The 25,769-nt window shown below is 55.9% G+C and carries 25 protein-coding genes; 23 read left to right on the top strand and 2 right to left on the bottom strand.

The window, feature by feature from the left end; translation table 11 throughout:
• The 22 genes from LK04_RS11640 (at window position 1) to LK04_RS20780 (ending at window position 21,325) form a co-directional block, all read left to right on the top strand.
• Window positions 1-1,680 carry an MFS transporter gene (locus tag LK04_RS11640; RefSeq protein ID WP_039328920.1) on the top strand — a complete coding sequence of 560 codons (1,680 nt, stop codon included), beginning with the start codon at window positions 1-3 and terminating at the stop codon, window positions 1,678-1,680.
• Window positions 1,677-2,765: an HlyD family secretion protein gene (locus tag LK04_RS11635; RefSeq protein WP_039328919.1), complete on the top strand. Its 1,089-nt coding sequence runs from the start codon at window positions 1,677-1,679 to the stop codon at window positions 2,763-2,765. Before LK04_RS11640 ends, LK04_RS11635 begins: the two co-directional genes overlap by 4 nt.
• Window positions 2,762-4,132: an efflux transporter outer membrane subunit gene (locus tag LK04_RS11630; RefSeq protein ID WP_039328917.1), complete on the top strand. Its 1,371-nt coding sequence runs from the start codon at window positions 2,762-2,764 to the stop codon at window positions 4,130-4,132. Before LK04_RS11635 ends, LK04_RS11630 begins: the two co-directional genes overlap by 4 nt.
• 231 nt (window positions 4,133-4,363) lie before the next feature.
• On the top strand, window positions 4,364-4,756 hold the full coding sequence (locus LK04_RS11625; protein ID WP_418903602.1) for a hypothetical protein: 393 nt from the start codon (window positions 4,364-4,366) through the stop codon (window positions 4,754-4,756).
• Window positions 4,757-4,953: 197 nt separating this feature from the next.
• Complete coding sequence (locus LK04_RS11620) at window positions 4,954-5,685, top strand: beta-ketoacyl synthase chain length factor (protein WP_039328914.1); 732 nt, start codon at window positions 4,954-4,956, stop codon at window positions 5,683-5,685.
• Window positions 5,675-6,475 carry a lysophospholipid acyltransferase family protein gene (locus LK04_RS11615; protein WP_039328913.1) on the top strand — a complete coding sequence of 267 codons (801 nt, stop codon included), beginning with the start codon at window positions 5,675-5,677 and terminating at the stop codon, window positions 6,473-6,475. The genes LK04_RS11620 and LK04_RS11615 overlap by 11 nt, the downstream gene beginning before the upstream one ends.
• Window positions 6,476-6,478: 3 nt before the next feature.
• The gene (locus tag LK04_RS11610) at window positions 6,479-6,736 is read left to right on the top strand and encodes a phosphopantetheine-binding protein (protein ID WP_039328912.1); all 258 of its coding nucleotides are present in this window, start codon (window positions 6,479-6,481) and stop codon (window positions 6,734-6,736) included.
• An 11-nt stretch (window positions 6,737-6,747) separates the two neighbouring features.
• The gene (locus tag LK04_RS11605; protein ID WP_039328911.1) at window positions 6,748-7,002 is read left to right on the top strand and encodes an acyl carrier protein; all 255 of its coding nucleotides are present in this window, start codon (window positions 6,748-6,750) and stop codon (window positions 7,000-7,002) included.
• A complete protein-coding gene (locus tag LK04_RS11600) occupies window positions 7,002-7,562 on the top strand; it encodes a hypothetical protein (protein ID WP_039328910.1) in 561 nt (186 codons plus the stop codon). Before LK04_RS11605 ends, LK04_RS11600 begins: the two co-directional genes overlap by 1 nt.
• Window positions 7,559-8,887 (top strand): AMP-binding protein, encoded by a 1,329-nt coding sequence (locus LK04_RS11595; RefSeq protein ID WP_039328909.1) that lies wholly within the window; start codon window positions 7,559-7,561, stop codon window positions 8,885-8,887. Before LK04_RS11600 ends, LK04_RS11595 begins: the two co-directional genes overlap by 4 nt.
• Entirely contained in the window at window positions 8,874-9,221 is a 348-nt protein-coding gene (locus LK04_RS11590; RefSeq protein WP_039328907.1) for a hydroxymyristoyl-ACP dehydratase, read from the top strand. Before LK04_RS11595 ends, LK04_RS11590 begins: the two co-directional genes overlap by 14 nt.
• Entirely contained in the window at window positions 9,215-10,909 is a 1,695-nt protein-coding gene (locus tag LK04_RS11585) for a glycosyltransferase family 2 protein (protein WP_039328905.1), read from the top strand. The genes LK04_RS11590 and LK04_RS11585 overlap by 7 nt, the downstream gene beginning before the upstream one ends.
• Window positions 10,902-11,318, top strand: a complete 417-nt coding sequence (locus LK04_RS11580) for an acyl-CoA thioesterase (protein ID WP_039328903.1) — start codon at window positions 10,902-10,904, stop codon at window positions 11,316-11,318. The genes LK04_RS11585 and LK04_RS11580 overlap by 8 nt, the downstream gene beginning before the upstream one ends.
• Window positions 11,315-11,926: an outer membrane lipoprotein carrier protein LolA gene (locus tag LK04_RS11575; RefSeq protein WP_039328901.1), complete on the top strand. Its 612-nt coding sequence runs from the start codon at window positions 11,315-11,317 to the stop codon at window positions 11,924-11,926. Before LK04_RS11580 ends, LK04_RS11575 begins: the two co-directional genes overlap by 4 nt.
• Entirely contained in the window at window positions 11,892-14,213 is a 2,322-nt protein-coding gene (locus tag LK04_RS11570) for an MMPL family transporter (RefSeq protein ID WP_039328899.1), read from the top strand. Before LK04_RS11575 ends, LK04_RS11570 begins: the two co-directional genes overlap by 35 nt.
• Window positions 14,210-14,785 carry a DUF3261 domain-containing protein gene (locus tag LK04_RS11565; RefSeq protein ID WP_039328898.1) on the top strand — a complete coding sequence of 192 codons (576 nt, stop codon included), beginning with the start codon at window positions 14,210-14,212 and terminating at the stop codon, window positions 14,783-14,785. The genes LK04_RS11570 and LK04_RS11565 overlap by 4 nt, the downstream gene beginning before the upstream one ends.
• Complete coding sequence (locus tag LK04_RS11560) at window positions 14,782-15,939, top strand: beta-ketoacyl-[acyl-carrier-protein] synthase family protein (RefSeq protein WP_039328897.1); 1,158 nt, start codon at window positions 14,782-14,784, stop codon at window positions 15,937-15,939. The genes LK04_RS11565 and LK04_RS11560 overlap by 4 nt, the downstream gene beginning before the upstream one ends.
• A complete protein-coding gene (locus tag LK04_RS11555; protein WP_039328895.1) occupies window positions 15,932-16,408 on the top strand; it encodes a hotdog family protein in 477 nt (158 codons plus the stop codon). The genes LK04_RS11560 and LK04_RS11555 overlap by 8 nt, the downstream gene beginning before the upstream one ends.
• Window positions 16,405-17,136, top strand: coding sequence for a 3-ketoacyl-ACP reductase FabG2 (locus LK04_RS11550; protein ID WP_039328894.1), 732 nt, complete (start codon window positions 16,405-16,407; stop codon window positions 17,134-17,136). The genes LK04_RS11555 and LK04_RS11550 overlap by 4 nt, the downstream gene beginning before the upstream one ends.
• Window positions 17,133-18,368 carry a beta-ketoacyl-ACP synthase gene (locus tag LK04_RS11545; protein ID WP_197063308.1) on the top strand — a complete coding sequence of 412 codons (1,236 nt, stop codon included), beginning with the start codon at window positions 17,133-17,135 and terminating at the stop codon, window positions 18,366-18,368. The genes LK04_RS11550 and LK04_RS11545 overlap by 4 nt, the downstream gene beginning before the upstream one ends.
• A gap of 263 nt (window positions 18,369-18,631) precedes the next feature.
• Complete coding sequence (locus tag LK04_RS11540; RefSeq protein ID WP_039328892.1) at window positions 18,632-20,836, top strand: TonB-dependent receptor; 2,205 nt, start codon at window positions 18,632-18,634, stop codon at window positions 20,834-20,836.
• A gap of 315 nt (window positions 20,837-21,151) precedes the next feature.
• Window positions 21,152-21,325: a hypothetical protein gene (locus LK04_RS20780; RefSeq protein WP_167347682.1), complete on the top strand. Its 174-nt coding sequence runs from the start codon at window positions 21,152-21,154 to the stop codon at window positions 21,323-21,325.
• Here the strand turns inward: LK04_RS20780 and LK04_RS11535 are convergent.
• Window positions 21,322-22,470: a beta-glucosidase gene (locus LK04_RS11535; protein ID WP_039328891.1), complete on the bottom strand. Its 1,149-nt coding sequence runs from the start codon at window positions 22,468-22,470 to the stop codon at window positions 21,322-21,324. The two genes, LK04_RS20780 and LK04_RS11535, sit on opposite strands and share 4 nt — an antisense overlap.
• 155 nt (window positions 22,471-22,625) lie before the next feature.
• On the opposite strand from LK04_RS11535, the gene LK04_RS11530 reads away from it, so the two are divergent.
• Complete coding sequence (locus tag LK04_RS11530; RefSeq protein WP_039328890.1) at window positions 22,626-24,086, top strand: phospholipase D-like domain-containing protein; 1,461 nt, start codon at window positions 22,626-22,628, stop codon at window positions 24,084-24,086.
• A 389-nt stretch (window positions 24,087-24,475) separates the two neighbouring features.
• Here LK04_RS11530 and mdoC read toward each other — a convergent pair whose 3' ends face one another.
• A complete protein-coding gene (gene mdoC, locus LK04_RS11525; protein ID WP_039337090.1) occupies window positions 24,476-25,600 on the bottom strand; it encodes a glucans biosynthesis protein MdoC in 1,125 nt (374 codons plus the stop codon).
• Window positions 25,601-25,769: the final 169 nt, after the last annotated feature.

Raw genomic sequence — 25,769 nt, 5'->3', positions numbered from 1 at the left:
GTGGCCAAACGCAATCCCTATGCCCAGCGAGAGTGGCTGCCGCATGAAAAACCGATGCTGCCGGGCTCACCTTCTACGCCAATCCATTCACCCTCAAAGCGGGTGGCATTTGGTATCATTGGACTGCTGATTTCCATTACCGGTGCACTCAGTAATGCACTGGTCACCGCCAACCTCACCAATCTGCAGGGCACATTTGGTGCTTACACCAATGAAATCGCCTGGCTGCCTGCGGTTTATGTGATGGGTAATATCTCCATCAACTTGCTGTTAGTGAAATTCCGCCAGCAGTTCGGGTTGCGTTTGTTCACCGAAGCTTTTCTGGTGCTGTACGTCATCGTGGCGTTCTTCCATATCCTGGCTAACGATCTTAGCTCGGCGATTATTGTGCGAACCGCACATGGTATGGTCGGCGCGGCACTCAGCTCGCTCGGCATTTATTACCAAATTCAGGCATGGCCAGCGAAACACCGGCTGAAAGCGTTGGTGATTGGTATCACCGCTTCACAGCTGGCCATCCCTTTGGCTCGCCTGTTTTCGACTGAACTATTGCAACTGGAAGAGTGGCGCGGGTTGTATCTGTTTGAACTCGGGCTGGCGTTGATTGCGCTGGGTTGCGTGCTGGTGGTGAAACTGCCGCCTGGCGATCGTATTAAAGCCTTTGAAAAGATGGATTTTGTCACCTTTATCCTGCTGGCTCCCGGTATGGCGTTGCTCTGTGGTGTACTGTCGCTCGGACGCATTGAATGGTGGTTTACCACCCCCTGGTTGGGCATCTCTCTGGCAATTTCTCTGGTGTTGATCGTCGCCGCCGTGGTGGTCGAGCACAACCGCGCCAATCCGCTGATCAATACCCGCTGGTTGAGTAACGGCATGATCGTCCGGCTCGGTATTGTCATGATCATGATGCGTATTGTGCTGGCCGAGCAGAACACCGGGGCCGTGGGCTTTCTGCAACAGCTTGGTCTGCTGAATGATCAGATGCGCGGTCTGGCGCTGGCCATTATCGCCGGGGTGATTTGTGGCATGGTGGCCAGTGCGCTGACGATCAAACCCACCCACCTTAGCTGGCCGATTGTCACGTCGCTGGTGGTGATGATTATCGCCTCGTACATGGATGCACAATCCAGCCCGCTGACGCGCGCCAATAATTTGTATATCAGTCAGTTCTTACTCGGTTTCAGCAGCGCATTCTTCCTTGCCCCGGCCATGTTGTTAGGGATAGGTGGCGTGGTGACGCAGCCGAAGAACCTGGTGAGTTTTGTTGTGCTGTTTGGTATGAGCCAAAACTTAGGCGGGCTGATTGGTGCAGCGATTCTGGGCACCTTCCAGACGTGGCGCGAGAAATATCACTCCAGTCTGTTGGGCGATCAGCTTTCACAGCTTGCCCCTAATGTCACCGAGCGGTTAAGCCAATACAGCGCGCTGTTCAGCAGCCAACTCTCAGATAACGTCTTGCTGAGTGCGCAAAGCACCAGCCAGTTACAAACGGTCGCCACGCTGCAGGCCAACGTGCTGGCGTATAACGATACCTATTTACTTACCGCCGCCCTGGCGCTGATCACGCTGATATGGGTGTTGTGGCGACTTTCGCGGCTGCGTTTTATCAACTGGCGTCAGGCACGCCGTGATTTGACCGAGCAAAATCAGCAAGCTTTACATCATACGGAGAATTCATGAGCCAACAGGATGATCTTCAGGCTGCGGAACGCGAACGCGCCAACCGCCGACGTATCCTTTCCATCGCTTTCGGCAGCGGCATCGTCATTGTTGGCGTGCTGGTGATTTTGTATGCCTGGCAGCTGTGGCCGTTTACCAGCACCGTTCAATCAACGGAAAACGCCTACGTACGCGGTCAGGTCACCTTCATCAGCCCGCAGGTCAGCGGTTATCTCACCGATGTACAGGTGGTGGATTTGCAACCCGTCACCAAGGGACAACTGTTGATGACCATCGACGATCGAATCTATCGCCAGCGGGTGCATCAGGCACAGGCGCAGCTGGATATGAAAATTGCGGCGCAAAATAACAACCAACAGCAGCGTCGCAGCGCCGAGGCCACCATCCTCAGCAATAAAGCCGCTCTGGAAAATGCCAAAGCGCAGGCGTTGAAGAGCAGTCTCGATCTTAAACGCGTTGAGAATCTGGCGGCGGATGGATCATTGTCGGTACGCGAACGTGATGCAGCACGTGCGGCAAATGCGCAGGCTCAGGCGCAGTTGCGTCAGGCCGATGCCCAGGTGGCGGTATCGCAGCAAAGTTTGCAGACCGTGGTGGTGAACCGAGGCTCGCTGGAGGCGGATGTGGCAAGCGCCCAAGCTGCGCTGGAGTTAGCCAATATCGATCTCGCGAATACGCGCATCATTGCTCCCGACAGTGGTCAGCTCGGACAGTTATCCGTGCGCAAAGGCACCTACGTGACGGCCGGTACGCGGTTAACCTCAGTAGTGCCGGATAACAAATGGGTAATTGCCAACCTTAAAGAGACGCAGTTGGCGCGGGTGCGACCTGGTTTGCCGGTGACGTTGCGTGTCGATGCGCTTGAAGGTAAGCGTTATGAGGGCCGGGTTGAGTATATTTCTCCGGCTGCGGGCTCTGAATTCAGTGCCATTTCACCCGATAATGCCACCGGTAACTTCGTGAAAATTGCGCAGCGTATTCCGGTACGTATCCGCATTCTCGGTGACACCCATGAGCTGCGTCCGGGGATGTCGGTGGAAGTGAGTATTGATACCGCTGCCGAGCCGCATAAGGACGCCCCATGAAGCGGGTAATGTTGGCGTCCATTATTGCGCTGATGGTAAGCGGTTGTGCCACTGAAGTCGAAAAAGCGCCGTCGTCATTACCGATCCCTGATAGCTGGCGGCAGCAGGTGGGGCCGTCAGCCGCGCCAGAAGCACAGTGGTGGCAAAGCTTTGGGGACGATAATCTTAATCGGCTGGTCAATCAGGCGTTGCAGCACAATAGCGATATCCTCACTGCGCGATCGCGAGTAGATCAATATCGCGCCCAGCTAAGGGCAGCACAGGGCGATAACTTCCCCACGTTGTCGGCGGGGGTAGCGGCAACCCATCAACGCGCCTTGTCGGCGGTGACAGGGCAGCCATATGAAAACGCCGTATTCCAGGGGCTGCTGCAGGCGAACTATGAGGTCGATCTGTGGGGCAGCCGCAGCAACAGTATTCGTGCCGCGCAGGCCTCGCTGGAGGCGCAGCGTGCCGCAGCCTCAGCCGCGGAACTCACTGTTGCCAGTTCGGTGGCATCGGGTTATCTGAGTCTGTGTGCGCTGGATGAGCAGTTGCGGGTGACCATCGCGACCCTGGCAACCCGTGAAAACTCGCTCAATTTGGCGCAGCGTCAGTTTGAAACCGGCTACACCTCGCGCCTGGAGTGGATGCAGGCGGCATCGGAATATCAGACCGCCAAAGCGCAAATCCCCCAGTTGCAGCATCAAATTGAGCAACAGGAGAACGCGCTGAGCGTGCTGGTGGGCATGAACCCACGTGAGATTGCCCGTAACAGCCAGTTTGACCATATCAAACCACAGACGCTGCCGTCGTTACTGCCGTCTCAGCTCCTTAATCGCCGCCCGGATATCGTACAGGCTCAGCGCCAGCTGATCGCCGCTGATGCCTCACTGGCCTCAGCTCAGGCCGATTTGTTACCGTCGCTGAATCTCACGGCCAGCGGCACGCTGCAAAGCTATCAACTTCATGAGCTACTGGATAACCCGTTCCGCCTGTGGAGCATTGGCGGCAGTATTCTGGCGCCGCTGCTCAACCGTGAAGCGCTGACGGCGCAGGTCGATGTGGCGATGGCCACGCGTAATCAGGCACTTTACGGCTACGAAAAGGTGGTGCGAAGTGCCTTCTCCGAGGTGGATACCGCCATTGATGCCATTCGTCGCAGCCAGGAGCAGCTGGTTGAGTTGCAGAAGCAGGAAGGCTATGTATCTGAAGCGTATCGTATTGCACGGAACCGTTATCAGAATGGTTACGCCTCTTACCTGGATGAGCTGGATGCGCAACGCACGCTGTTCAGCACGCAGTTGAACATCGTCTCAGTGAAAAATACGCTGCTGCTGGCGCAAATCGATCTTTATCGTGCCTTGGGCGGCGGTTGGCGAGGTTAAATTTCATGCCGCAACCCCATTTTGCGGCATTTTTTTCGCTGTAAAGCGACCAAATTCAGCTTTTCCCGTGGTATGAGAGCGTTCTTAAGTTATTCGTGCTTTTTTTTACTTGTCTTTACATATAGTGGTATTATTTGCGCGCTTTACAAAGTCTGAACGGAATTGTGCATGTAGGTTTACCTGCACGGTCGCCGCCATGTGCGACTTGCTATGACAAGGGAAAAAAAGGAAATGATGAATAAAAAAGCTGTTTTTGCATTAGTCATTACCGCCGCGCTGATGAGCGGTTGCGCACCACGCACTGCGCCGATTCAAAATGTGAGCCAGACCGTGGGTCAGAGCTACTCCGATAGCCAGATGCAGCGTGCGATTGTGGAAGCAGGAGCGGCCAACCACTGGGTGATTTCCCCAGCGGGACCTGGCGTGATGAACGGCCAGCTGGCAGAGCGTGGTCATACTGCTGATATTCGTATCACCTACACTGCCAACAGCTATCGTATTGATTATGTCAGCAGTACCAACCTGAAAGCAGGCAGCGGCCAGATTCATCGCAATTACAACCGTTGGATTCAAAACCTGAACCAGGGTATTCAGACACGTCTCGCCGTTCAGGCAGTAAAATAAGCACCATGCATCACGGCTGACACATTGTTGTAAAGTTAGCCGCTATGCTGCCGAAATAGAAAACAGGCGGGCCAGGTGCCCGCCTTGTTAATCGGCGACATCCGCATGAGACGGATGACGGGAATAGAAAGCAAGCAGGGAAGGGATGCCGCACAGCGAAATCTGAACATCCCCGAGGCTGAAGAAAGAATACAGGTATGAAACTCGCTTACACCTTGGTTGACTGGCACGCGATAGCGCCGGGACACAGCACTGCTGACGACTGGCAGCGTTGGGCCGGGCATGCACCGATGCTGGACGCCACACAACCCATCGCGAAACCGCAATTTTTACCAATGATGACGGCGCGCCGCCTCAGCGCGGGCAGCCGTGCGGCAGTGGAGTGCGGCCTGGCACTGCTGGCACGTCAATCGGTTGATGCCATTGTCTTCACCAGCCGCCACGGTGAGTTAGAGCGCAATCTGCGGATTCTCACCGCGCTGGCTGAGCAACAGGCGCTGTCACCGACAGATTTCGCCATGTCAGTGCACAACTCGGCGGTTGGCAGCCTCACTATAGCTGCTCATCAGCCGCTGGTGTCGACCTCAATTTCCGCCGGTATCGACAGTTTCCAGCAGGGATTAGTCGAGGTAACCGCACTACATCAGGCAGGATATCAGCAGGTATTGCTGGTGGATTTTGAAGGCGTGGTGCCGGACTACTATCGTCCCTGGCTGCCAGAAATCGACCCGTTCAATGCGCCCTATGCAGTGGCGCTGCTGCTGAGTGCCGGAACCGACTGGCGTTGCGAAAGCCAGGCGTCAAAGCCTGCAGCCTCCTCTTTACCGCAAAGTTTACAGTTCCTGCACGCCATACTGCAGGGGAGCGATCGCGTCACTATACCAGGTGAGCGCCATTACTGGCATTGGGAGCGCGATAATGGCGGATAACGCTCTGTCTCAGCATCGTCGTGCTGGCTTCAATTACTATTGGCGGCTGGTGATGACCGCCGTCAGTTTCACGCTGTTCAGTGTGGGCGGCTTATTGCTCTCGGTCACCTGGTTCAATCTACTGCTGTTACTCCAGCGCGATGGCTTACGTCGCCGGCAAATTGCCCGTAGCAGCATCGCCTGGAGCTTCCGCTGCTTCCTGCGCTTTTGCCGCTTTGTCGGGGTTTACGATTACCAGATTATTGGGGCGGAGTTGCTGCGCAAGGATCGGGGATGCCTGATTGTGGCTAATCATCCCTCATTGATTGATTACGTGATGATTGCCTCGGTACTGCCAGAAATGGATTGTCTGGTCAAAGCTGAGTTACAGCGCAATGTCTTTTTTCGCGGCGTCATCAAGTCCGCAGATTACTTAATTAATAGCGAAGCCGACACGCTACTGCCAGACAGCCAACTGCGCCTGGCGCGGGGTGACACTATCCTGATTTTTCCTGAAGGCACGCGCACGCGCTACGGCGAGCCGCTGAAGTTGCAACGCGGTGCCGCCAATATTGCGGTGCGAGCGGGATGCGATCTGCGCGTGGTACATATTAGCTGCACACAGCGTATGCTCGATAAACAGAGCCGCTGGTATCAGATTCCGCTGGTTAAACCCCTTTTTACTGTACGCGTACAATCGCGTATTGATAGCCATGCCTTTTGTGAAGCCGATGAAGATGCGCAGCCGCTGGCTGCACGTCGCCTGACGCGTCACCTGCAACAGGCGCTGGTCCCTGAAGAGACGACATAAGTTATGCAAGCACTGATTGACGATATCAAACTGATGATTATCGACACGCTGAATCTGGAAGATATCAACCCGGACGATATTGAAACCGATGCGCCACTGTTTGGTGAAGGGCTTGGCCTCGATTCGATCGATGCGCTGGAGCTAGGACTGGCGGTGAAAAATCGCTTTGGCGTTCAGCTTTCAGCCGAGAGCGAAACGCTACGCGCGCACTTTTTTTCCGTGGCCACGCTGGCCGCGTTTGTTGAACAACAGCAAGCCTGAGAACAGTCAAAATGATGAACAAAGACGAAATTTACCAGGAAGTGGCTTCGCTGCTCACCTCGCTGTTTGAAATTGATGCCGATGATATTCGCCCGGACGCGCGTCTGTATGAAGACCTCGAGCTCGACAGCATTGATGCGGTCGACATGGTGGTCCATCTGCAAAAACGCACGGGACGCAAAATCAAACCTGAAGCGTTTCGCGCCGTGCGTACCGTGCAGGATGTGGTGGACGCGGTTTACCAACTGATGCACAACGAAGCCTGATGCCTTTACTCCTGCGCCTGCTCAATGCAATGGCGCTGCTGGCCTGGCCATTTCTGGTATGGCTGGCGATCACGCATCCACAATGGCGTGGGGTGATAGTGGTGCTGGCGCTGGTTTTTGGCTGGCGCATCTGGAGTTTGCGCCATGCGCAAGGGGCGATGGGCCGCGTTATGCTGCTGCTGGCGCTGGTGGGATCGCTGTTGTGCCTTGCCAGCCTGCTGCTGCGCAGTCAGCACTTGCTGCTGTGGTATCCGGTGGTGGTGAACGGCTTGATGCTGCTGCTGTTCGGGGGCTCCCTGTGGAGCCCGATGCCGCTAGTGGAGCGCTTAGCGCGGCTACGCGAGCCCGAATTGCCACCGCGAGCGGTACGTTATACCCGTCAGGTGACGCAGGTGTGGTGCGTTTTTTTTATCTTCAATGGCAGCGTGGCGCTGGTCACCTGCCTGCTCAATGATGTCACGCTATGGACACTCTGGAATGGGTGCATCAGCTATCTGCTGATGGGGTCGTTGATGGGCGGCGAATGGCTGCTGCGTCAGCGTTTGAGGAACAAGGCATGAAGGTTCTGAGTATCCGCGACTGGTTGGCTGCGACTGATCGCGTGGTGGCCTGGCAAGGCCAGCAACAGCACTGGCTATCAGAGATGCGCCAGCAGGTGCAGGCGCTCGCGGAAAAACTGCGCAGCCAACCCGGTCAACACTGGGCGTTGTGCTTCGACAATAGCTACCACTTCACGGCGGCGCTGCTAGCCGTGTGGTACGCCGGTAAGACGCCGGTGATCCCCGGTCACTGTCGCGCGGCGCAACTCGAAGAGATGGCCGAGCACCTTGACGGTGTGATCAGCGATATGTCGCTGGCCCTGTCAATGCCGCATCTCCGCTGGGATGGTGCTTTGGCGCTGGGGGAACTGCCTGCGATAGCGGATGACGCAACCCTGGTCCTGTTCACTTCGGGGTCGACGGGCACACCGCGCCGCGTGGTGAAATCACTGCGTGCGTTGGATCTGGAGTCGCACTGGCTTGCTCACCTGTGGGGACAGCGCTTACAGCAGTGCCACGTGATCGCATCAGTCAGCCATCAACACCTGTATGGCCTGACCTTTCGTATTGTGCTGCCAATGGCGCTGAGCTTGCCGCTTGCGGCGCAGCAGATCTTCTACGGTGAGCAGTTGGCCGATCAGCGCAGCGATCGCCGCTATGCCTTTATCAGCAGCCCGGCTTTTCTGCGCCGTCTCGATCCTTCGCTCACTGCCCCGCATTGTGCATTGGTGGTGTCAGCCGGTGGGGCGCTGCCCTGGCCTGCTGCCCAGCAGGCTGAAAGTGCTCTGCACTGTGCTGTGGATGAAATCTACGGCAGCACTGAAACCGGTGTGATTGGCTGGCGCTGTGCCAGTGTTGAACACGCGGCGTGGCAGTGTTTCCCCCTCGTCACCCTCTGCGAGCAACAGGCCGGGCACTGGCGAGTCTATTCTCCCTTGCTGGAAACCGATGAGGGCTGGCCGCTGGATGACCGCATTGTGCAGCAGCCATCGGGTGCATTTCAGCTGGCGGGCCGTCAGGATCGCGTGGTGAAGATTGAAGATAAGCGTGTGTCACTGAGCGAAATTGAACGCCGCTTGCTGGCGTTGCCTGGGGTAACAGATGCAGCGGCGCTAGCGATTCATCGCCATGGTCGCCATGCGATTGGCGTAGTATTGGCACTGTCAGAAACGCTGGATGCCACGGCATTATCGCTGCGAAAAAAACAGTGGCGAAGCGAATTGCAACCCTGGCTGGAGCCGGTTGCCATGCCGCGCTACTGGCGCGTCGTCACCACCATTCCGGTGACGGCACAAAGCAAACGTGCGTGGCCACAAATTGAGGAGTTGTTTGATGTTGCCGGTTGAACTCAACGCCCAGCAGCAGGGTGCGATGCTGACGTTGCGCCTGCATGCTAAAGCGGATCTGTTTTGGTTCCGCGGCCACTTTCCCACGTTACCCATTTTGCCCGGTGTGGCGCAGCTCGACTGGGTTTTGCACTACGGTTTAACCCGATTGGCGCCTGGCAAAGCCTTTGCCTCAATTGACAACATCAAGTTCCAACAGCCGGTGCCGCCGGATGCCGAACTGGAATTACAACTCAACTGGCAGGAAGACAAATCACTGCTCAGCTTCAGCTATAGCCTGATTCGTCAGGATGGTGCCGACATCGCCAGCAGTGGGAAGATTCGCCTGTGTTGAGTGCTGCGTTCATGCCCTGCGTGCTGATTCCCTGCTACAACCACGGTGCCATGCTGGCATCGGTACTGGCTCGTCTCGCACCTTTTAATCTGCCGGTGATCATTGTGGATGATGGCAGCGATGTGCAGACCAAACAGCAGATCGCTGCCCTGAATGCACCGCACCTGGATATCCTCACATTGCCGACCAATCAGGGCAAAGGGGCGGCGGTGATTGCCGGCCTGCGCAAAGCGGCAGCGGCAGGATACAGCCATGCACTGCAACTCGATGCGGATGGTCAGCATCAGGTTGAAGATACGCCTCGCATGCTGGCGGAAGCGCAGCAATATCCCGACAGCCTGATTTCGGGCCAGCCGATTTACGATGCCTCCATCCCCAAATCGCGATTGTATGGCCGCTATATCACCCATTTTTGGGTGTGGGTCGAGACACTGTCGTTTTCGTTAAAAGACAGCATGTGTGGCTTTCGCGTGTATCCGCTGCAGCCTTCGCTAAAGCTGTGCGATCGCCATCCGATCGGGCAGCGCATGGATTTCGATACTGAAATCATGGTGCGATTGTACTGGCAAGGTACGCCAAGTCGGTTTATCAGCACGCGCGTAACCTATCCAGAAAGTGGCCTGTCACACTTCGACGCGTTACATGACAATCTGCGCATCTCATGGATGCACACCCGTCTGTTTTTTGGCATGTTACCGCGCATCCCGCAGCTGCTGCGCCGCCGTCAGCAAACGCAACACTGGTCTGCCACGCCGGAACGTCGCGGTCAACATGGGCTGCGCTTTATGCTGTGGCTGTATCGTCGTGCCGGGCGTCTGCCATTTGTGCTGCTGCTGTGGCCGGTGGTGGCGGTTTACTGGCTGAGCGGTCGCAAAGCACGCGCCGCATCCCAGCAATGGCTGAAACAGGTGCAAGCAGAAGCCAGCAGGCAGCAAACCGCCTTGCCAGGACCGCTCACCAGCTATCATCACTTTTTGCGCTTTGGTTACAGCATGCTGGATAAAGTCGCCAGCTGGCGTGGTGATGTGCAATGGGGACGTGATATTGATTTTGCGCCGGGTGCCGAAGCGGTGATCCGTGCAGCCGACGGCCAGGGGCATTTGATTCTGGCCTCGCATCTTGGTGATATCGAAGCCTGCCGCGCCATGGCTAAGCAAGTCAGTGGCCTGGTGATTAACGCGCTGGTGTTTACCGACAACGCCCAGCGTTTTCGCGAGGTGCTGGAGAGCATTGCCCCTCAGGCGGGGGTGAATTTGATGCCGGTGACGGATATTGGCCCGGACACGGCGATCCTGTTGCAACAGAAGTTGGATGCCGGTGAGTGGGTGGCGATTGTTGGTGACCGCACGGCCGTCCATCGCCAGCGCGGCGGAGAACGTCGTGTGGTGTGGAGTGAGTTTATGGGCCGTCCGGCTCCGTTTCCACAAGGCCCGTTTGTTCTGGCTGCTGCACTGCGTTGCCCGGTGTTGCTGATGTTTGCCTTGCGTGAGCAAGGGACCTTGCGCGTGCACTGTGAACCCTTTGCCAATCCGTTAGTGCTGCCACGCGCCCAGCGCCAGCAGGCACTGCAGGCAGCGGTGGATCGCTATGCCGAACGATTACAACAGCATGCGCTGATGGCGCCGCTGGACTGGTTTAACTTTTACGATTTCTGGACCTTACCAGAGGAGGAGAGCCGCGATGAGTGAACGCACCTGGCGCGCTGAAGTGGCATTAACCGTGTCGTTCCATGATTGCGACCCAATGGGCGTGGTGTGGCACGGCAACTATTTCCGCTTCTTCGAAGTGGCACGGGAAGCCTTGCTGCGCAGCATCAACTACAGCTATGGCGAGATGACCGCCAGCGGTTTCGTCTGGCCGGTAGTGGATACGCGGGTGAAATATCGCCAACCGCTGCGTTGTGAAGAGGTCATCCGCGTCGAAGCCAGCATCACGGAATATGAAAACCGCCTGCGCATCGATTATGTGATCCGTAACGCTGCCGGGCAGGTCACCACCAAAGCGCATACCTTGCAGGTGGCGGTGGATGCCGCGAGCCAGGAGATGAGTTTTGTTTCACCGGATATTTTGTTTGAGCGCCTGGGGGTGAAGCCGTGATCAGAGCTTTTTGTCTGTTATTGATCCTGACCACCGCCAGTGCCCATGCGGTGACGCTCGATCAGCTTCAGCAGCGGTTTGCCAGCCAGGCGGTGATCCGTGCCAACTTTGAGCAGGTGCGCACCATTGCTGGCATGTCCCAGCCGCTGGTATCGCGTGGTCAGTTGATCATTGCCCAGCAACAGGGATTGTGGTGGCATCAGGCCACGCCCTTTGCCATGACGTTGATCCTGGATGACAAACGTATGGTGCAGAGCATGAGTGGCCAGCCGCCACAGGTGATTACGGCGGACAGCAATCCACAAATGTTCCAGTTCAACCACCTGTTACGCGCGCTGTTCCAGGCGGATGAAAAAGTGCTGCGTGAAAACTTTGACCTCGATTTCCATGACCGTGGCAACAACAGCTGGCAGCTCAGCCTGACACCCAAAGCGGCGCCGCTGAATAAAATCTTCAACCGTATCGATTTGCAGGGCGCGGCGTTTCTCAATGGGATCACGCTGGATGATAAGCAGGGCGACAAAACCCTCATAACCCTGAGCGATACCCGCACCGAACCGCAACAACTGACTGATGAAGAGCGAGCGCGTTTTGCCCCAGCGCAGTGAAAAAATTTCCGCGCTACTGTGGCTGAGCGTGTGCCTGGCACTCGCCGTGGCACTGGCGGTGCTGTTACCGCGTAGCCAGTTGAACAGCAGTGTACTGGCCTTGTTGCCTCAGCAAAATCTCGGGCAGGCTCCGGCTGAGATTCAGCAGGGCTTTATGCAGCGCCTTGACCGCCAACTGGTGTGGCTGGTCAGTGCTAAAGAGCAAGAGGGTGATGCAGTGGCGGCATGGTGGCAAAGCCAGTTGCAGGGATTGCCGATGCTCAGGCAGGTGAGCGGTGCGCTGGATGATGACCAGATGCAACGTTGGGGCACGTATGCGTTTCAGCATCGCAATGGATTAATTGATCCCCTGACCCGTGCGCGCTTGCAAAACGGCGGTGGTGCGCAAGCTGACTGGATTTTGGCGCAGCTGTTTTCGGCCTTTGCCGGTGTAGGCAGCAAAGAGATCCACAACGATCCCCTGTTGCTGGTGCGCGGTGCGCAGCTGGCGCTGCAACAAAACGCCAGCAAAATGGTGCTGCATAACGGCTGGTTAACGGTGAATGACGCCGAGCCACGCCGCTGGTATTTCCTGCACGGTGAGCTGTCCAGCAACGCCTTTAGCATCCAGCAAAGTCATCAGCTGGTGACGGCGTTGAATCAGTTAGAGCAGCAGTTGAAAACCCGCTGGCCAGATGCGCAAGTGTTAACACGCGGCACGGTGTTGTTCAGTGATGACGCCAGCCAACGCGCCCAGCACGATGTGGAAACCCTTGGCAGTGTCACGCTGGGTGGTTTACTGGTACTGGTTTGGCTGGTGTTTCGATCGCTGCGACCGCTGGCGCTGTGTGCGCTGTCGGTGGCGATAGGTGCCATGGCGGGAACGGTACTGACCTTAATCTGTTTTGGTGAGCTGCATCTCACTACGCTGGTGATGAGCCTCAGTATTGTCGGTATCTCTGCCGATTATACGCTGTACTACCTGACGGAGCGGATGGTGCATGGTGAGCAATCTTCGCCGTGGCAAAGTTTGCACAAAGTCCGCGCGACGCTATTGCTGGCGCTCGGTACCACCGCCATCGCGTGGTTGTTGATGTTATTAGCGCCATTCCCCGGCTTGCGTCAGCTGGCGGTGTTCGCCGCCAGTGGGTTGAGCGCATCTTGCCTGACGGTGATCTGTTTCTATCCTTGGCTGGTGCGAGGGCTACCGGTGCGTCCGATCCCGGCCATGGTGTGGCTGGCGCGCTGGTTAGCCGCGTGGCGTCGTAACAATTTACTGAAATTTGGTTTGCCGCTGCTGGTGGCCGTTTATGCCATTAGCGGCATGGTCCAGCTACGCATCGATGATGATATTGCCCATTTACAGAGTGCTCCCGCCCGTTTACTGGCCCAGGACCGCCAACTGGCGCAACTGACCGGCCAGCAGGCGGACCAAACCTGGTTTGTCGTCTGGGGGGAGAATGAGCAGCAAGCGCTGCAGCGCCTGAGTACGCTGGCGCCCAAATTACAACAGGCGCAGCAGCAGGGCTGGTTAGCAGGCTACCGTGTTTTGCCGCTGAACTCCCTGAAGCAGCAACAACAAGATGTGCAACTGTTGCAGCAGGCGGCCCCCACTATTCTTGAACGCTTAAAGCAGGCGGGGATCACCGCAGCCAGTGCTGATCTTAATGCTATGCCAGTAAAAGCCAGTGACTGGTTGGCGAGCCCGCTCAGTGAAGGCTGGCGTTTACTGTGGTTGTCGTTGCCCGATGGGCGCAGCAGCGTACTGGTCCCGGTGAACGGGGTGAAAAACAGTCTGGCGCTGCAAGAGTTGGCGACACAGCAGCCCGGTGTGAGTTGGGTCGATCGTAAGGCCAGCTATGATGAATTGTTCCGTTTCTGGCGCACCTTGTTAAGTGGGTTACTGGCACTGGCGCTGTTACTGATCACGGTCAGTTACACCGTGCGTCTCGGTTTGCAGGCGGGTTTGCGCAGTGCCTTGCCGTCATGGTTATCACTGGCGGCGGCACTGGCCACGCTGGGCTGGATCGGTGCCAGCCTGAACTTGTTTGCACTGCTGGCGCTGATCCTTGTGCTCGGGATTGGGATTAATTACACGCTGTTCTTCAGTAATCCGCGCGGGACGCCGCTGACATCGATGCTGGCAGTGACGCTGGCGATGATGACCACGCTGCTCACGTTGGGCATGCTGGTGTTCAGTAGCACGGCGGCAATCAGTGGCTTTGGTACGGTACTGTGCAGCGGGATTTTTTGTGCATTTTTGCTGGCGCCGATGGCGTTGGCTCCGGGCAAAAGGAAGCAACGATGAAAACGAGTGCCTTATTGCTGGTGTTCAGCCTGCTGTTGAGTGGCTGTGCCCAACAGGATAGCCAATCGAACCGGCCCACTGCATGGCTGAAACCGGGGGTGCGTGTCACTTTGCCTGCTCCGGGGATTTCGCCGGCTTTTCAGCAGCAACAATTGTTGACCGGTCACGCGAAAGGGAAAACCCAGTCTCTGCTGGTGTTGTTGAACGCGGATGCACAGCAGATTAGCCTGGCGGGTTTGTCATCGCTGGGTATTCGCCTGTTCCGCGTGACCTATGATAAAACCGGCATTCATACGCAACAGATGATGGCGCTGCCAGAAATGCCTCCCGCCAGCCAGGTATTGGCGGATGTGATGCTCAGCCACTGGCCGATCAGTGCCTGGCAGACGCAGTTGCCGCCGGGTTGGCAACTGGTGGACAGCGGCGATCGTCGCGAACTGCGCGATCCTGCTGGCCAGATCGTGACACTGATTCGTTATCTGCAACGCGGGGACGTGCGCGAGCCGATTAGCATCGATCAACGCGCCTTCGGTTATCAAATCCAAATCCAGCATCTGGATGCTTCTTCATGATGTACATTTCAGCGTTCGGCATGATGAATGCGCTGGGCAACAGCCTCGCGGAGATTGCTACCCAGCTCACCTCAGGGTATGCGCCAGGCATGCAGCCGCGAGAAGGGTGGTTACAGCACGGTAAAAGCTGCTGGCTGGGGGAAGTGCAGGGCACGTTGCCAGCAATCCCCGCTGAACTGGCGGCGCATAACACCCGCAATAACCAACTGTTGCTGGCGGCACTGGATCAGATGCGCCCAGCGGTGGAGGCGGCGATTGCGCAATTTGGCCGTGAGCGGGTTGCCATTGTACTCGGCACCAGCACCTCCGGCGTGGATGAGGGCGATCGTCAGCGAGATACGGGTTTACCCGGTTATGACTATCGCATGCAGGAGTTGGGCGATCCTTCACGCTTTCTCGCGCACTATCTCGACCTGGACGGTCCGGCTTATACCATTTCAACCGCCTGTTCCTCCAGCGCACGTGCGCTGATCAGCGGCCAACGTCTGATCGATGCCGGTCTGGCCGATGTGGCGCTGGTCGGCGGCGCGGATTCATTGAGCCGTATGCCCATCAATGGCTTTGCCAGTCTGGATTCGTTATCGGAACATCACTGTGCACCGTTCAGCGCCGAGCGTGACGGCATCTCGATAGGCGAAGCCGCTGCGCTGTTATTGCTGACGCGTGAACCCCAGCCGCTGGCGCTACTCGGTTCGGGAGAGTCATCGGATGCCTGGCATATGTCAGCACCTCATCCGGAAGGGGTGGGCGCTGAGCGCGCGATGCAGATGGCGTTGCAACAGGCCGGATTGCAGCCGCAGGATATTGGTTACATTAATCTGCATGGCACCGCGACACCGCTGAACGATCAGGTAGAGGCCGGGGTGATACATCGATTGTTTGGCGATCGCGTGCCCTGCAGTTCGACCAAACATCTTACCGGTCATACTCTGGGCGCAGCGGGTGCTACAGAAGCGGCGCTGGCGGCGCTAATTTTGCAGTACAACTTGCCGTTACCGGCGCAGGATTTTAGCGCGACCACACTGGATAGTAGCTTGCCTGCGTGTGGAGTACTGACGTCGCCACAACCGCTGGCGCGTCCGATGATTGCCTCAAACTCGTTCGCTTTTGGTGGGAACAATACCTGCCTGATTGTAGGAAGGCCTTATGACTGATTTTCTGCCGGTGAGCCATTATCTGCCGCACCGGGCACCGATGCTGTTACTGGACCGCGTGATTCAGGTCAGCGAAGACCGCGTGGTGTGTGAAGTCACCCTCAATCACTCAGGTGTGCTGGCTCCGTTTCTCAACCCGCAAGGCGCATTACCCGCGTGGTTTGGCGTTGAAATCATGGCGCAAACGGTAGGCGTCTGGTCAGGATTTCATGCGCACCAGCGCGGCGATACGGAAATTCGTCCCGGCATGTTGCTGGGTGGACGCGGTTATCGTGCAACGACGCCGAGTTTTGCAGCGAATAGCACCTTACGTGTTGAGATGCACCTGTTGATGCGTGATGACAAACTCGGCAGTTTTGAAGGCGAAATCCGTTGTAATGACGTAGTGATCGCCAGTGGCCGTCTGAATACCTATCAGCCGGATGAACAAGAATTAACCCAATTAGCACAACAAGGAACTCAGCCATGACACGCAGCGTATTAGTGACCGGTGCCAGTAAAGGGATTGGCCGCGCCATCGCACTGCGTCTGGCGCAGGATGGATTTGAGGTGGTGGTTCACTATCATCGTGATGAGCAGGGCGCAGAACAGACACTGGCGTTGATGGCCGCAGCAGGCGGCAGCGGGCGTAAACTGCAGTTCGATGTCGCACAACGCGATGCCACACGAACCGCCATCGAACAGGATATCGAGGCTCACGGCGCTTATTATGGCGTGGTCAATAACGCGGGAATCACGCGTGACGGCGCTTTCCCGGCGTTAACAGAAGATGAGTGGGACAGCGTGATCCACACCAACCTCGACAGCTTCTATAACGTGATTCATCCGTGCGTGATGCCAATGATTGGCCTGCGCAAAGGCGGCCGCATCATAACCTTGTCATCGGTGTCTGGCCTGATGGGGAATCGTGGGCAGGTCAATTACAGTGCTGCAAAAGCAGGTATTATCGGTGCCACTAAGGCGCTGGCTATCGAACTGGCAAAACGCAAAATCACCGTGAACTGTATCGCGCCGGGTTTGATCGATACCGGCATGACCGATCTTGAACCGCTGGTGATCGATGAAGCGCTGAAAATGATCCCGATGAAGCGAATGGGGGCAGCGGAAGAGGTGGCCGGGCTCGCCAGCTACCTGATGTCAGATATCGCGGGCTATGTGACACGCCAGGTGATTTCAATCAACGGAGGTATGCTTTGATTCAGCGTGTAGTGGTAACCGGCATGGGGGGCGTCACCGCCTTCGGCGAAAACTGGCCAGCCGTGGCGGCTCGTTTGAAACAGGGGCAAAATGCAGTGCGTAAAATGCCTGAATGGCAGATTTATGACGGGCTGCATACACTGCTCGGCGCACCAGTGGATAACTTCGAGCTGCCTGCGCACTACACGCGAAAACGCATTCGCGCCATGGGCCGTGTGTCACTGATGGCCACACGTGCCACTGAACTGGCGTTAGAACACGCGGGATTGATAGACCATCCAGTGCTGACCAACGGTGAAACCGGCATTGCTTATGGTTCGTCAACCGGCAGTACCGGACCGGTGAGCGAATTCGCCACCATGTTGACCGAAAAGCATACCAACAACATTACTGGCACCACCTATGTGCAGATGATGCCACACACCACCGCCGTCAATGCCGGACTGTTTTTTGGCCTGCGCGGCCGCGTCATCCCCACATCAAGCGCTTGTACGTCAGGTAGCCAGGCAATTGGTTATGCATGGGAAGCGATTCGTCACGGTTATCAGACGGTGATGGTGGCGGGCGGCGCCGAAGAGCTGTGTCCATCTGAAGCTGCGGTGTTTGATACGCTGTTTGCCACCAGCCAACGCAACGATGCTCCCCAGACCTCTCCTGCGCCGTTTGACCAGCAGCGCGATGGTTTAGTGATTGGTGAAGGTGCGGGCACCTTGATACTCGAATCACTGGAGCATGCGCAAGCGCGCGGTGCGACGATTTATGCCGAGCTGGTGGGTTTCCACACCAACTGCGATGCGGCACATATCACCCAACCACAGCGTGAAACCATGCAGATCTGTATTGAGCGGGCATTGAAGAGCGCAGGCGTGACGGCGGATCAGATTGGTTATATTAACGCGCACGGTACCGCTACCGATCGCGGGGATATCGCTGAGAGCCAGGCAACGGCAGCGATTTTCGGCAACAGCACGCAGATTTCGTCATTGAAAAGCTACTTTGGACATACCCTGGGCGCCTGTGGTGCGCTGGAAGCCTGGATGAGCATTGAGATGATGCGCGAGGGCTGGTTTGCACCCACGCTGAATTTGACCCAGCCCGCTGCAGAGTGCGGCGATCTGGATTACATCATCGGCGAACCGCGTCATCTTGAAACCGATTATATCCAGTCCAACAATTTCGCGTTTGGCGGCATCAATACCTCATTGGTGTTTAAACGCTGGCGCGATGCCTGACACGTCTTTGCGTCACGGCTTCATTCACCGAAGCCGTGACTATTTCATTTTTATCCGGCCTCAAATCCCTACTTAAAATGCGTGAAAATGGCTGAATTGATACGCTATCTCCGCAATCTTTACCCTTTCTTAACGCTTCTCCCTGCCAGACCACACCTGACTAAGAAAGTTCAGCGATTTTTCTTGCTTTCTTATTAGCAGAACGCATAATCGCAAACCGCAATAATAATGATTATCACTTTACTTCTTATCAGGGGTTTTCCATGCGCATGACGCCTTTCAATCCCGGACTGAAACCGACGCTGCTCGCTGTTATGGTCAGTGCCGGTTGTTTGCCAGTGATGGCTGCCACCACCAACACCACAACCTCAACGGCTGATGCGAAAAAAGATCAGCCGACCCTCACCGTCACGGCGACACCACAAGCGGATTTCAAGCCAGGCGGCAATGATTTAGTGCCTGCCTATCTTGATGGGCAGATTGCCCACGGTGGTCGCTTAGGCATGCTGGGTGAACAAAATGCCATGGACGTGCCGTTTAACGTCATCGGTTTCACCTCGAAGATGATTCAGGATCAGCAGGCTAAAACCATTGCTGATGTGGTGAAGAATGACGCAAGCGTACAGAACGTGCAGGGCTACGGTAACTACGCAGAGACGTATCGCATCCGTGGTTTTGAACTGGATGGCGATGACATGACATTTGGCGGTTTGCCAGGTGTGGTACCGCGTCAGGTTATCGATACGCAGTTGATTGACCGCGTTGAAGTGTTTAAAGGGGCGAACTCACTGGTTAACGGTGCGGCGACTTCGGGCGTAGGCGGGATGATTAATCTTGAGCCAAAACACGCGGAAGATACACCGATGGCGCGCGTTGGGCTGGATTACACCTCGTCTTCTCAGGTTGGCGGATCTATGGATGCCGGTCGCCGCTTTGGCGATAACAACCAGTTTGGTGTGCGCGTGAATGTGTTGGATCGTGAAGGCGATACCGCGGTTCATGGCGAAAAGCGCCGCACTACGGCAGCATCACTGGGACTGGATTACCGTGGTGACCGTTTACGTACCTCTCTGGATGTCGGCTACCAGAAGCAGACTTTCCACGGTGGTCGTATCGGTGTGAACGTCAGTGGCCTGGACTTTATCCCTGATGCGCCGGACGCAACACATAACACCAGCCAGCCTTGGGTCTACAGCAATATCGAAAGCGAATTCGGTATGGCGAAGGCAGAGTATGACCTCACAGATAACTGGACGTGGTACGGCGCTCTTGGCGCACAGCACTCACATGAGATTGGCCTTTACGCCAGCCCGGCGGTGTCCGATGCCAGCGGTGATGCGCAGTACGCTCGTTTAGATACCAATCGTATTATCGATGGATTCAGCGGCATGACCGGCATTCGTGGCAATTTCACCACTGGTTTCGTGACGCATAAAGTTAACTTTGGTTATTCCGCCATCACTAAAACGGACAAAACGGCATGGCGTTACGGCGCAGGATCGGTTGATACCAACATCTATGACACCCCAACCACAGTGGTACCTGTTACTACTTCCGGCAGCGGTGATTATCATGATCCATTAACCACCGGCCGCACACGCACTCAGGGTTATCTGCTGAGCGATACCTTAGGCTTCTTTGATGATACCGTGCTGTTCACTGCTGGCGCACGTCATCAGAAAGTGGTGGTACGCAGCTACGATAACGACACAGGTGCCGAAGATACGGATTCTCGCTTTGATGCCAGTCGCTGGATGCCAACCTATGGTGTGGTCTATAAGCCGTGGAAAGAAGTCTCTTTCTATGCCAACCATACCGAAGCGTTGCAACCGGGTAGCGCGGCGCCAAACACCGCAGCTAACTACGGTAAAACCACCGGCATTGCGCACTCTAAGCAGAATGAAGTGGGCGTAAAAGTCGATTTCGATCGCGTAGGTGGTGCGCTGTCACTGTTTGATATTCGTAAGCCAAATGCCATCACCAACAGCGATAACGTCTACGCGCTGAATGGTGAGCAACGCAATCGCGGTGTTGAGCTGAACCTGTTTGGTGAGCCGGTCTTGGGCTTCCGCCTTAACGGCAGCGCGACCTGGCTGGACGCACAGATCACGGAGTCAGCAAACGGTAGCTTGAACGGTAAACAGGCGATTGGCGTGCCGCGTTACTACTTCGTGCTGGGTGCAGAATACGATATCAAGCCGGTGGATGGCCTGACGGCAACAGCGTATGTGAATCACTCGGGTTCACAATATGCGGATTCACAAAACACCAAGTCGCTTGATAGCTACACCACTCTGGATTTGGGCATGCGTTACCGTACCAAGCTTAACGATCACGACATGGTCTGGCGCGTCGGTGTGGATAACGTAACCAATGAGAAATACTGGTCCAGCGTAGAAAGCTATGGCTATTACATCTTCCAGGGCGAACCACGTACCCTGAAAGTCTCTATGAGCTACGATTTCTAATCTGCTGTTTACGGGGCGCAATCGCGCCCCGTTGTCATTTCATGCTGAAATAATCCTGTACCTTATCCTGCATTTCATTACACTCAGTGCGGCAATCCTGCGCTTAAAACGTCTTCTTGTTATTGAGTCAACATGAGTTCACCCGCGCCACCTGACGATCACGATGAACCGTTAAGACAGTCGCTCGACGACGCACACTTCGCCATTGTGGTACTTGCAGTGACCTCTGTTACCCTTATAATCTTCGTCCTGATGGTGACGTTATGGATGAGCTAAGGTCAGCAACGGTTCATGGAAGCCTGCAAGGAGATGTCGATGGAAGCCCGAGATGACAAACTGATCGCCATAATTGGCCTGCTTTCCGCCTGTTTAATTGGCGTGGTATTCCTGTTCACCATGACCTGGCTGACTGATGTTCGCCATCCCGCCGATCCCACACTCGATGTGCAAACCTGCCCGCCCAAGACCGTGCCAACGCAACACTCTTAAGGCTGCTTTTCCCGGTTTTGCCATTTAATCTGTTGACTGCGTAATTCCAGCGCCAGCGCTTCATGCAGCGTGCGATTGCCATTCGGATCCCCCAAGCCAAACAGGGCGCCCGGTGAACGACGGTCGTCGGCCCATGCTGGATACTCCACCACCGGATAGAGCGATATCCCTTCCAGTGCGACCCCTTCATCCAGTGCTAACCGTGCCTCTTCTGTGACATGCCGCAGCCAGGATGCGCGTGCATCGCCCTCCGCTCCGGTTTCTGCCAGCAGCATCGGCCGCTGGTAGCGTTGCCAGCATTGCAACATCAAACGATGCAGCGGCTGATACGCGCTGTGATCGGCCGGGATGGTGTCTCCTGAGAAGAACCAGTGATTGTCGGGATAGTAGTTCAGCCCAAGGATATCGAGAAAATCCTCGCGTCCGCCCAGTTCCGGCGCATCCCGTCCGGCGATCCAATCCCAGGCTTCAAATTGCGCCTGATGCTGTGCATCGGCGTAAGGTTTGCTGTCAGGGTTCTCAGGATCGGTCGCGATCTGTACCAGCGGATCGGTCAACACAAAACGTGCATCGGGATAGACATCACGGATGGCGTGCATGGCCGCTAACGAGGCGCGCACCAGTTGCCGTTTAAGTTCACGCCCGCGCTCGCTGGCGTAAGGATCGAGCCAGGAAACGTCCGCGCCCGCCCATGACCAAAAGGAAATCTGGTTGATGGGGGTAAAAAAGGGGTGCTGTACGCCCTCATCGCGCATCAGTTGTGCCATCGCGCGCGCAAATCGCTCAAAGTGGTCGATGAAAGAGGCGCGCCAGATATCCAGATGGTCGGGATAGCCAAAGTGCGCCAGCTCCCAGATAATCTGTATATCATTGCGCGCCGCCGCGTGAACCATAGGCAAGAAACTGCGCCAGTCGTACTCATTGGGCGTGGCTTCGATAAGGTGCCAGCGCGCGCCGTCACGGGCGGTGAGCAAACCTTCCTGTGCCAGCGAGGCGTAATCTTTTTCCAGTAGCATGTCATGCCCGCTGCTGATCACCATATCCATGCGGCGCCCGCCGCTGCGACGGGCGGTAGAGCAGGGGAAGCTTCCCTGGAAGAAACTGCGGAAAAGTTGCGGGTGATGGCGCGGGGATTGCTGAGTCATAATCCTCTCCTCACGGTAAACGCCGGATGCAGAACGCAAGCCTAAGTCTAGACTTTAAATGCATGTCGCGTTAGCGGGCGGATGCAGAAGCCTCTGATTGCCGTGAGGCGCGGTCATACCAACAATAATAGATCCAGCGAATTCAGGGATTCGATATGAGTGAAGCAGCACCTGTGCAATACCCATCGCCGGCAGGAGAGGGGTTACGAGAAATTATTGATGCGCGCTGTGCGCTGCATCCGGATATGAGCGGTATTCATCCGCTCAACGATGGGCTGGATGCGTTTGCTGCGCGATACCTGGTGATGGGCATGGCGCAGCACACTATCGATGTGCAGTACTACATCTGGCACAACGATATGTCGGGTCGATTGCTGTTTAGCGCATTGTTGGATGCCGCTGAACGTGGCGTTAAAGTACGTTTGCTGCTGGATGATAACAACACGCCAGGCCTCGATGACACGCTGGCCGAGCTCGATCGCCATCCCAATATTGCCGTGCGGCTATTCAACCCCTTTTCATTTCGCACATTGCGTGCGCTGGGTTATTTAACCGATTTCGCTCGTCTTAATCGCCGTATGCATAATAAGAGCCTGACGGTAGATGGCGCGGTGACGCTGGTGGGGGGCCGCAATATCGGCGATGAATATTTTGGTACCGGTGACGAGCCGCTGTTCACTGACCTGGACGTGCTGGCAATAGGGCCGGTGGTGCAACAGGTGGCGCACGATTTTGAGCGGTACTGGAACAGTAAAGCGGTTTCGCCATTGCGCAGCGTGGTCGATGTCTCCGGCGATGCGCATCAAGCGGTGCGTTTACCGACGGAATGGCAGCAGAGCGAGGCAGTGCAGCGCTATCTTGCCAGGCTGGAACACTCATCTTTTGTCAGTCAGATGGAGCAGGGCTCTATGCAGATGACCTGGGCAGAATCGCGGTTGTTAAGCGACGACCCGCGCAAAGGGTTAGGTAAGGCCAAGCGCTCCAGCCTGCTACCGCAGCGTATGCTGGAGGTGATCGGCACTCCACAGCAGCAATTCGACATTATTTCAGCCTATTTTGTGCCGACGCGCGCGGGTGTGGCTCAATTGCTCGCCTTAAAAAGGCGTGGTGTAAAAATTGCAGTCCTGACCAACTCGCTGGCGGCAAACGATGTCTCGGTCGTCCACGCCGGTTATGCGCGCTGGCGCAAAAAATTACTGCGCCACGGCATTGCGCTGTATGAGATGAAGCCTCAAGACAATGCCAGCGAAGCGCCGCACGACCGCGGTTTGACCGGTAACTCAGGTTCAAGTTTGCACGCCAAAACGTTCACCGTGGATAACCGAAAGGTGTTTATTGGCTCGTTTAATTTTGATCCGCGATCGGCGGTGTTAAATACCGAGATGGGCTTGGTGATTGAAAGTGAAACCTTGGCGCAGCAAACCCATCAGCGCTTTATTGCCGGGATGCGCGATCGTGCCTGGACATTAAGGCTGGATAGCTGGGGCCGCGTGAACTGGGTGGAGTACGAGGGGGAGTCAGGCGAAGTGGTGCATAAACACGAACCGCAGTGCACCTTGATGCAACGACTGCTGGTGCGACTGGTGTGGCGCTTACCGGTGGAGTGGTTGCTGTAGCGACGCGATTTATTGCGCATCACTCATGTAGTGCGTAATGCTCGTCAGTTAAGCACTCAGGCTGCTTATTAATAAGTGGCCTTTGTTTTCAGTGCGGGCTCTGCCGCCACTACTGCCCCCTCTGGGCCGTCCTCGCGCCGCTAAAGCGGTACCTTCGACTTCCACGTCGTGCCGGACGGACCGTTCGCGGATGACCATCCATGGTCGGCCGCGAACTGCCCCACGCCTCCCCGCGTGGGGCTCCTGGCCCAACGTAAAAGTCTCAGCGCTGCGGATAGCCCTGAGGGGGCAGTAGAGGCGTCATGGCCTCAGACAACGTGCCCTTTTTTACAACTCGCACTGAAGCTCATGAGCAGGCTGGGCAGTGGGTGATATAACTCACCAAGTCACTATTTACGTTGCGGTTTACCCGAGAACAGGAAGCGCAGTAGCGGGATACGAAGATGGATTTCATACAGGGTAAAGGCGATACCAAACACCATAGCCAAACCGACAAAGAAGCCCAGCGTGTTGCTGCTGATGTGCGGCACAACGTAAATACCGTACAAAATGGTCAGTGGATGGTGCACCAGGTAGATAAACAGCGAGGCATTGACCAGATACATAATGCGCGGTGAATGGCTGTTCAGCAGCTTGTGACCAAAGCTAAAACAGACATTCAACATGCACAAGCCCATCAGAGTCGAGACAATGGCATCAATTTCATATAACCAACCGTCGCCGCTGCTGTAGCGCTGATTCAAGCTGTAAGCAATAAACACGGCGATAGCACCAAAGCACATCACCGGGTTGAAACGTACAAACAGCGCTTTCAGTGCCTGATGCTTCCAGGCCAATGCACCCAGCATAAAGAACGGCAAGAACGTCAGAGTTTGCATCACGGCTACGCTAAACAAACCGTCGGCGAAAACCGCGGGTACGGTGTAAAACAGGGCGCGGCGGAACAGGCACCACAGCAGCGCATAAGCCAAAAAGGCCAGCGTCAATTTCCCCCAGCCAACCTGCTGATAATCAATGCGGCGTTGCTGGGTACGTAACCAACGGAACGTCAACATACCCAGTGCTGTCAGGATCACCAGTACCAGCAAAAACCACAGGTGAGAAATCAGTTCCCAGGCCAGGGTGTTGTACTTGTCATACAGCGAAAAGCTATCCCAATTCCCTACCTTATCCGTGAGGTTTTTTAGCATAAAAAACTGCGGCAACGTAATCAGCGGAATGGCTGTCAAAAGGGGGATGCCAACACGCTCCATGCGCACCTTCAACCAGCGTTGAGGCTTGTAGCGCAGATAGAGCATGTAGGAAAAATAACCGGATATAACGAAGAAGACCTGCATGCGGAACGCGTGAATAAAATCATTCAACACCGTCAACCACATAGAGGCATCCTGGCTGTTAACAGCCCAGCGCTGAGTGGAGTAAATCAGAGAGACGTGAAAGGGTACGCCTAATAACATCAAATATGCTCGGATGGAGTCGAGAAAATATTCGCGTTCGGGTTTTGCTGAACTCATAAGCTTCCAATTTGTCAGTTTACTTGCCGGTTTCGCCCTGAAACCAGATTATGCTGGATGAAAATCCTACCGCCTGTAAACAGCGTATACTATCAGGTGATTCTGTATCTTAACCTGAAGGGTTTAATTATCCGAAAAGCACGCTTTTAGCTTACAAATCAGCGGAACA

This window comes from Pantoea vagans (genome assembly GCF_001506165.1).
Classification (GTDB): domain Bacteria; phylum Pseudomonadota; class Gammaproteobacteria; order Enterobacterales; family Enterobacteriaceae; genus Pantoea; species Pantoea vagans_C.
Note: the sequence above shows the minus strand (reverse complement) of the source record. Positions and strands in the feature narration are given on the sequence as shown.

What these genes read in the sequence shown, in the direction of transcription:
- LK04_RS11635 (WP_039328919.1), top strand. Translation starts at nt 1,677, where the DNA reads ATGAGCCAACAGGATGATCTTCAGGCTGCGGAACGCGAACGCGCCAAC.
- LK04_RS11630 (WP_039328917.1), top strand. Translation starts at nt 2,762, where the DNA reads ATGAAGCGGGTAATGTTGGCGTCCATTATTGCGCTGATGGTAAGCGGT.
- LK04_RS11625 (WP_418903602.1), top strand. Translation starts at nt 4,364, where the DNA reads ATGATGAATAAAAAAGCTGTTTTTGCATTAGTCATTACCGCCGCGCTG.
- LK04_RS11620 (WP_039328914.1), top strand. Translation starts at nt 4,954, where the DNA reads ATGAAACTCGCTTACACCTTGGTTGACTGGCACGCGATAGCGCCGGGA.
- LK04_RS11615 (WP_039328913.1), top strand. Translation starts at nt 5,675, where the DNA reads ATGGCGGATAACGCTCTGTCTCAGCATCGTCGTGCTGGCTTCAATTAC.
- LK04_RS11610 (WP_039328912.1), top strand. Translation starts at nt 6,479, where the DNA reads ATGCAAGCACTGATTGACGATATCAAACTGATGATTATCGACACGCTG.
- LK04_RS11605 (WP_039328911.1), top strand. Translation starts at nt 6,748, where the DNA reads ATGATGAACAAAGACGAAATTTACCAGGAAGTGGCTTCGCTGCTCACC.
- LK04_RS11600 (WP_039328910.1), top strand. Translation starts at nt 7,002, where the DNA reads ATGCCTTTACTCCTGCGCCTGCTCAATGCAATGGCGCTGCTGGCCTGG.
- LK04_RS11595 (WP_039328909.1), top strand. Translation starts at nt 7,559, where the DNA reads ATGAAGGTTCTGAGTATCCGCGACTGGTTGGCTGCGACTGATCGCGTG.
- LK04_RS11590 (WP_039328907.1), top strand. Translation starts at nt 8,874, where the DNA reads ATGTTGCCGGTTGAACTCAACGCCCAGCAGCAGGGTGCGATGCTGACG.
- LK04_RS11580 (WP_039328903.1), top strand. Translation starts at nt 10,902, where the DNA reads ATGAGTGAACGCACCTGGCGCGCTGAAGTGGCATTAACCGTGTCGTTC.
- LK04_RS11570 (WP_039328899.1), top strand. Translation starts at nt 11,892, where the DNA reads ATGAAGAGCGAGCGCGTTTTGCCCCAGCGCAGTGAAAAAATTTCCGCG.
- LK04_RS11565 (WP_039328898.1), top strand. Translation starts at nt 14,210, where the DNA reads ATGAAAACGAGTGCCTTATTGCTGGTGTTCAGCCTGCTGTTGAGTGGC.
- LK04_RS11560 (WP_039328897.1), top strand. Translation starts at nt 14,782, where the DNA reads ATGATGTACATTTCAGCGTTCGGCATGATGAATGCGCTGGGCAACAGC.
- LK04_RS11555 (WP_039328895.1), top strand. Translation starts at nt 15,932, where the DNA reads ATGACTGATTTTCTGCCGGTGAGCCATTATCTGCCGCACCGGGCACCG.
- LK04_RS11550 (WP_039328894.1), top strand. Translation starts at nt 16,405, where the DNA reads ATGACACGCAGCGTATTAGTGACCGGTGCCAGTAAAGGGATTGGCCGC.
- LK04_RS11540 (WP_039328892.1), top strand. Translation starts at nt 18,632, where the DNA reads ATGCGCATGACGCCTTTCAATCCCGGACTGAAACCGACGCTGCTCGCT.
- LK04_RS20780 (WP_167347682.1), top strand. Translation starts at nt 21,152, where the DNA reads ATGGAAGCCCGAGATGACAAACTGATCGCCATAATTGGCCTGCTTTCC.
- LK04_RS11535 (WP_039328891.1), bottom strand. Translation starts at nt 22,470, where the DNA reads ATGACTCAGCAATCCCCGCGCCATCACCCGCAACTTTTCCGCAGTTTC.
- LK04_RS11530 (WP_039328890.1), top strand. Translation starts at nt 22,626, where the DNA reads ATGAGTGAAGCAGCACCTGTGCAATACCCATCGCCGGCAGGAGAGGGG.
- mdoC (WP_039337090.1), bottom strand. Translation starts at nt 25,600, where the DNA reads ATGAGTTCAGCAAAACCCGAACGCGAATATTTTCTCGACTCCATCCGA.